This is a genomic window from Streptomyces sp. PsTaAH-137 (assembly GCF_003259365.1).
Classification (GTDB): Bacteria; Actinomycetota; Actinomycetes; order Streptomycetales; family Streptomycetaceae; genus Streptomyces.
In genome coordinates this window covers 1-5,348 of record NZ_QLLY01000050.1, presented here as the reverse complement: position 1 = coordinate 5,348, position 5,348 = coordinate 1, and the positions used below count along the sequence as shown (strand labels likewise).

5 protein-coding genes and 1 pseudogene are annotated in these 5,348 nt (G+C 72.5%); 5 read left to right on the top strand and 1 reads right to left on the bottom strand.

Annotation, left to right across the window (positions count from 1 at the left end):
• From K377_RS40515 to K377_RS40495, 5 genes and pseudogenes are all read left to right on the top strand, one after another.
• Positions 1-431 (top strand): annotated as a pseudogene (locus K377_RS40515) (non-ribosomal peptide synthetase); the annotation flags it as partial.
• Positions 432-528: 97 nt separating this feature from the next.
• A complete protein-coding gene (locus tag K377_RS40510; RefSeq protein WP_111668646.1) occupies positions 529-1,248 on the top strand; it encodes a thioesterase II family protein in 720 nt (239 codons plus the stop codon).
• Positions 1,249-1,287: 39 nt separating this feature from the next.
• A complete protein-coding gene (locus K377_RS40505) occupies positions 1,288-2,295 on the top strand; it encodes a threonine/serine dehydratase (protein ID WP_111668645.1) in 1,008 nt (335 codons plus the stop codon).
• A gap of 55 nt (positions 2,296-2,350) precedes the next feature.
• Positions 2,351-3,121, top strand: coding sequence for a thioesterase II family protein (locus tag K377_RS40500; protein ID WP_111668644.1), 771 nt, complete (start codon positions 2,351-2,353; stop codon positions 3,119-3,121).
• A 349-nt stretch (positions 3,122-3,470) separates the two neighbouring features.
• Positions 3,471-4,697: a cytochrome P450 gene (locus tag K377_RS40495; RefSeq protein WP_111668643.1), complete on the top strand. Its 1,227-nt coding sequence runs from the start codon at positions 3,471-3,473 to the stop codon at positions 4,695-4,697.
• 15 nt (positions 4,698-4,712) lie between these two features.
• Here the strand turns inward: K377_RS40495 and K377_RS40490 are convergent.
• On the bottom strand, positions 4,713-5,348 hold a 636-nt coding region (locus K377_RS40490; RefSeq protein ID WP_181512774.1), incomplete at its 5' end, for an FAD-dependent monooxygenase.

Sequence of the window (5,348 nt, the reverse complement as noted above, 5' to 3'; positions counted from 1 at the left end):
ACGCCGTCGCCGAGGCACTGGACCGGCGCGGGCACGAGATCTCCTTCGTCGCCATCCTGGACTCCCAGCCGGGCGGCCACGGCTTCACCGAGATCCACGCCGGCAAGACGGAGTCCGACTACCGGGGTGAGCTGGAGGAGTACTTCGGCCAGTACATCGGCACCGGCAACCAGGGAGACTTCCTGGACACCATGGCGAAGGTGCTGACCAACAACACGACGCTCATGATGGATTTCGAATCGCCGGTCTACCGCGGCGATGTCGTCTTCTTCAGCGCGACGCTCCAGGACGAGACCTACGCGCACCTGTGGCGGCCGTACGTGCTCGGCGACATCGAGGTGCACGACGTGCGCGCCGTGCACCACGAGATGCACATGCCCGGCCCCGTGGCCGAGGTCTTCGAGGTCATCAACCGCAAGCTGGCGGGATGACCGGACAGCGCGTCCGCCGCGGCCGGTGCGACGGCGCACCGGCCGCGGCGGACCTTCTCACGGACGATTGGGGTTGGTCGGGGTGACAGGACCCGGCATGTCGGAGCAACACGGCGACCGGACCACGCTGCTGTGCGTGCCGTTCGCCGGAGCAGGACCCTCGTTCTTCCATCCCTGGCGGGAACTGGCCGCCGGCCGGTGGCGGGTGACCTCGGTCGAACTCCCGGGCAGGGAGCGGCGGTTCCTGGAGGAGCCGTACCAGAACGTCGTCGAGGCGGCCAAGGCGGAGATCGACGGCATCGCCCGGGATCTCGGCGAGGGCGCCCGGACCGTGCTGTTCGGGCACAGCCTCGGCGCGGTCCTCGCCTACGAGCTGGCGCACCTGCTGACCTCCCGCGGCGTGCACGTCGAGCGGCTGGTCGTCAGCGGATCGCCGGGGCCGTGGACCCAGCGCGAGCGGCGGGCGGCGGGCCTGAGCGGCGACGAATTCCTCGCCCGGGTCGAGGAGTTCGCCGGTTTCCGGCACGAGGCCCTCGACCACCCGGAGATGCGCGAACTGATCCTTCCCGCGCTGCACGCCGACTGCACCATGCACGAGGCGTACGTCCCGAGCACCGACGAGCCGCTGTCGGTGCCGATCTGCTCGCTGCGGGGGGACCACGACGGCCTGGTCACCGCGGACGAGGCCAGGCAGTGGCGGGACGCCACCACCGGCGAGTTCACCTACGCGGAGTTCCCCGGCGACCACATGTACCTGGTCGACAGCGGCCGCGAGGTGCTGGACGTGATCGAGGCGCAGCCGACGCGCGGTCACTGAGGCCGACCCCTCGAAGCCGAGGAGAAACGGAGACCCATCATGTCGATCGGCGCGAACCTCGTGGCCGTCGTCGAGCAGCCCCTGCTGACCTACGAGGGCGTCCACGACGCCCGGGACCGGATCGCCGGCCGGGTGCTCCAGACCCCCGTCGTGCGCAGCGAGGAACTGGACCGCGTGGCCGGTGCCCGGCTGTGGCTGAAGGCGGAGAACCTCCAGCGCGGCGGCTCCTTCAAGATGCGCGGCGCGCTCCTCGCCGTCGAGCGGCTGGTGGCGGCCGGCAGCCGTGGTGTGGTCGCGCAGTCCACCGGCAACCACGCCATCGCCGTGGCCCTGGCCGCCGCCCAGCACCGGCTGCCGGCCGTGCTGGTGCTGCCCGTCGACGCCGCTCCGACCAAGGTGCGGCGCATCCGCGAGGCCGGCGCCGAGGTCCTTCAGGCCGGCACCACGCTGGCCGAGCGGATCGCGGTGCTGGAGGAGGTCAGGCACACCCGCGGCTACGACGAGATCGACCCCTACCAGAACCTGGACGTGGTGGCCGGTCAGGGCACCGCCACCGCGGACCTGCTGCACCAGGTGGAGGCGGCGGGCGGCCGTCTGGACGCGGTGGTGCTGCCCGTCGGCGGCGGCAGCGCCCTGGCCGGCGCCTGCCTGGCCACCGCCGGCCAGGGCATCGACGTCCACGGCGCCGAGCCCGCCGCCGTACCCGCGCTGACCGCGGCGCTGCGGGCCGGCGGCCCGGTCACCGTGGACGTGCGGCCCACCATCGCCGACGGCCTGCGGCCCGACCGCATCGGCCAGCTTCCCTACGACCTGGCGCACGACGCGGTCGCCGGGGTCTTCACCCTGGAGGAGAGCGCCATCGCGGAGGCGCTGCGGCTCGTGCTCGTCCACGCCCGGCTGCTCATCGAGCCCGCCGCGGCCACCGCGGTGGCCGGTGCGCTGCGCCTCGCCGCCGAGGGCCGCGCCCGGGACATCGGGGTCCTGGTCTCGGGCGGGAACGTCGAGACGAGTCTCGTGGCCTCCCTCCTCGACCCCCAGGGCGCCTGAACCGGGCCCGCGGGGCCACCACTTCGCCGTTCGACCACACACCGAAAGGCTGGGCATGACAGCGTCAGGGACATACGACGGCCAGTGGGTGCACCGCTTCCATCCCACCGACGACAGCGAGTTCCGCCTCGTCTGCTTTCCGCACGCGGGAGGCTCGGCGAGCTACTACTACGGACTGTCGGAAGCGCTCGCGCCGGAACTGGACACGCTCGTCGTCCAGTACCCGGGACGGCAGGACCGGCGTGCCGAGGGCTGCGTCGAGAACCTCGCCGAGCTCGCCGACCTGATCCACGCGGCCCTGCGCCGCTCCGACGACGGCCGGCCCACGGTCTTCTTCGGGCACAGCATGGGCTCGGTCCTCGCCTTCGAGGTGGCCCGGCGCCACCAGGAGGACGCCGGCGCCCCGCCGGTCCGGCTGGTGGCCTCCGGCTATCCCGCGCCCTCCCTGCTGCGCGGGGGCACGGTGCACCGCCGGGACGACGCCGGGATCGTCGAGGAACTGCTCGCGGTCGGCGGCACGGACCCCGTCTACCTGGAGAACGCACACCTGCGGGCCTCCATCCTCTTCGCCGTCCGGGGGGACTACACGGCCGTCGAGACCCACCCCCGGGCGGCCGGCGTCCGGCTCGACTGCCCGATCACCATGCTGGTCGGCACCGACGACCCGCACACGACGGTCCCCGAGGCCGAGGCGTGGCGGGAGCACACCACGGCAGAGTTCGCCCTGCACGTCTTCCAGGGCGGTCACTTCTACCTCGACGAGCACAGCGCGGCGGTCGCCGGGATCATCACCGACGCCGCCCGGGGCGCGACCCTGCCCGTCTGAGTCCGGGCCCGAGCCGCCCCGGTGACCTCGTGTCACCGGGGCGGCTTTCCGCTGCCCGGACCGCGCCTCCCCATGGCGCCACCATGGCGCAGGCATGGCGTCATTATGAGCCGTTCTCGGCGTCGGCGAAGTGTGCGTATTTGTCGGCCCGTCAGATATCCACGTACGGGAAGCGCGTCCGGATTGCGCTGGTGAGGCGGCTGTTGGGGAACGGCCGTCCGAACTCGCCCGATGGCCGAGGAGGGGGTTGCGTATCGGCCGGAGGGCACCGTGTGCGCCATTCTGGCTCACGATGGTGCCACTCGGTGTGCCATGGTGGGGTCACAGCCCCCACAGGAGAGGAAAGCCCATGAGCCGAACCGTTCCCGTACCGAACGGCCTCCCCATGGAGCGCGACGCAGGCCCCTTCGACCCCCCGCGCCGCATCTCCGCACTGCGCGACGCCCGGCCCGTCAGCCCGCTGCTCTTCCCGGACGGCCACCAGGGGTGGCTGGTCACCGGCCACGAAGAGGTGCGGCAGCTCATGGCCGACACCCGGTTCAGCTCCCGGCTGGACATCGGCCCGCTGCACATCCCGTACGAGGTGCCCGGCATGCCCCCGGTCACCGAGCCGTCCCCGCAGATCCCGGGCATGTTCATCACCATGGACCCGCCGGACCACGGCCGGCTGCGGCGCAAGCTCATCGGCGCCTTCACCGTCAAACGCATGAAGACGCTGGAGGAGCACATCGTCGCCCTCGCCGAACGGCAGCTGGACGCGATGGAGCGCCTGACCCCGCCGGTCGACCTGGTCAAGGAGTTCGCGCTGCCGCTGCCCCTGCTGGTGATCTGCGAGATGCTCGGCGTCCCCTACGAGGACCGGGGCGGCTTCCAGAAGGACTCGGCCACCTTCATGGAGAAGGACGTGGCGATCGACGAGAAGATGGCCGCCTACAACGGCCTGACGACGTACCTCTCCGAACTCGTCACCCGCAAGCGCGAGACGCCGGACGACGACCTCCTGTCCGACCTGGCCCGCCAGGACGACCTCACCGTCGACGAACTCGTCGGCATCGGCTTCCTGCTGCTCATCGCCGGCCACGAGACCACCGTCAACCAGCTCGGCCTCGGCACCTTCGCGCTCCTGGAGAACCCCGGGCAGGCCGCCGAACTCCGCGCGGATCCCGAGCTGATGCCGGACGCGGTGGAGGAGATCATGCGGTACCTGTCCGTCGCCGACATCTTCTACCGCTACGCCACCGAGGACATCGAGCTGGGCGGCGAGACCATCCCCGAGGGCTCCACGGTCGTCGTCTCCCTGCTGGCCGCCAACCGCGACCCGCGCCGCTTCGACGACCCCGACGCCCTCGACGTCCGCCGCAAAGCCCGCGGCCAGCTCGGCTTCGGCCACGGCGTCCACCAGTGCCTCGGCCAGCAACTCGCCCGCATCGAGATGCGGGCGGGCTTCGACGGCCTGCTCCGCCGCTTCCCGACCCTCCGGCTCGCCGTCCCCGCCGACGAGGTGCGGCTCAGGACCGACATGAACATCTACGGAGTCCACGCACTCCCGGTCACGTGGACGCAGCCGGCGCCGTAGCGACGACGCCGCGGGTCACCGCGCCCGCTCGGGCCCGACCCACGCGGCGAGCGCCGCCCGCAGCGCCGACGGGTCCGCCGCCTCGTCCACGTCGGCGGCCCAGGCCACATGGCCGTCCGGCCGCACCAGGAGCGCGGCGGGCGCCGGGACGTCGCCGAGGGCGGGGACGGGCCAGTGGTCGTCCTCGCTGTGCGCCTCGACCACGTCGACGCGATCGGCCCAGCCCTGGGCGGCCCGCGCCGCCCAGGCGCCGCCGTCCAGGGCCAGCAGCACCGGCCGGGCGGCGTGCAGCAGTTCATGGACGCCCACGATGCCCTCGGGCGTCTTCAGATCGGCGTCCGGCACCCGGCGCCCCGCCAGCGGATGGTCGCCCTCGACGGGATAGCGCAGATCCAGCGCGGTCAGCAGGTGACGCAGGTACCGGTTGACGTCGTCGAAGACCATCAGCGCGCCGAACACCTCGCGCAGCGCCTCCGTCTGCGGTCCCGGCCGCACCAGGGCCGACTGCGCCCGCGTGTTCTGCAGCACCCGCTCCGCGACCGGGTGCCGTTCCGCGTGGTAGGTGTCGAGCAGACCGTCCGGGGCGTCGCCGCGGACCACGGCGCCGAGCTTCCAGCCCAGGTTCACCGCGTCCTGCACGCCCATGTTCAG

What these genes read in the sequence shown, in the direction of transcription:
- K377_RS40510 (WP_111668646.1), top strand. Translation starts at nt 529, where the DNA reads ATGTCGGAGCAACACGGCGACCGGACCACGCTGCTGTGCGTGCCGTTC.
- K377_RS40505 (WP_111668645.1), top strand. Translation starts at nt 1,288, where the DNA reads ATGTCGATCGGCGCGAACCTCGTGGCCGTCGTCGAGCAGCCCCTGCTG.
- K377_RS40495 (WP_111668643.1), top strand. Translation starts at nt 3,471, where the DNA reads ATGAGCCGAACCGTTCCCGTACCGAACGGCCTCCCCATGGAGCGCGAC.
- K377_RS40500 (WP_111668644.1), top strand. Translation starts at nt 2,351, where the DNA reads ATGACAGCGTCAGGGACATACGACGGCCAGTGGGTGCACCGCTTCCAT.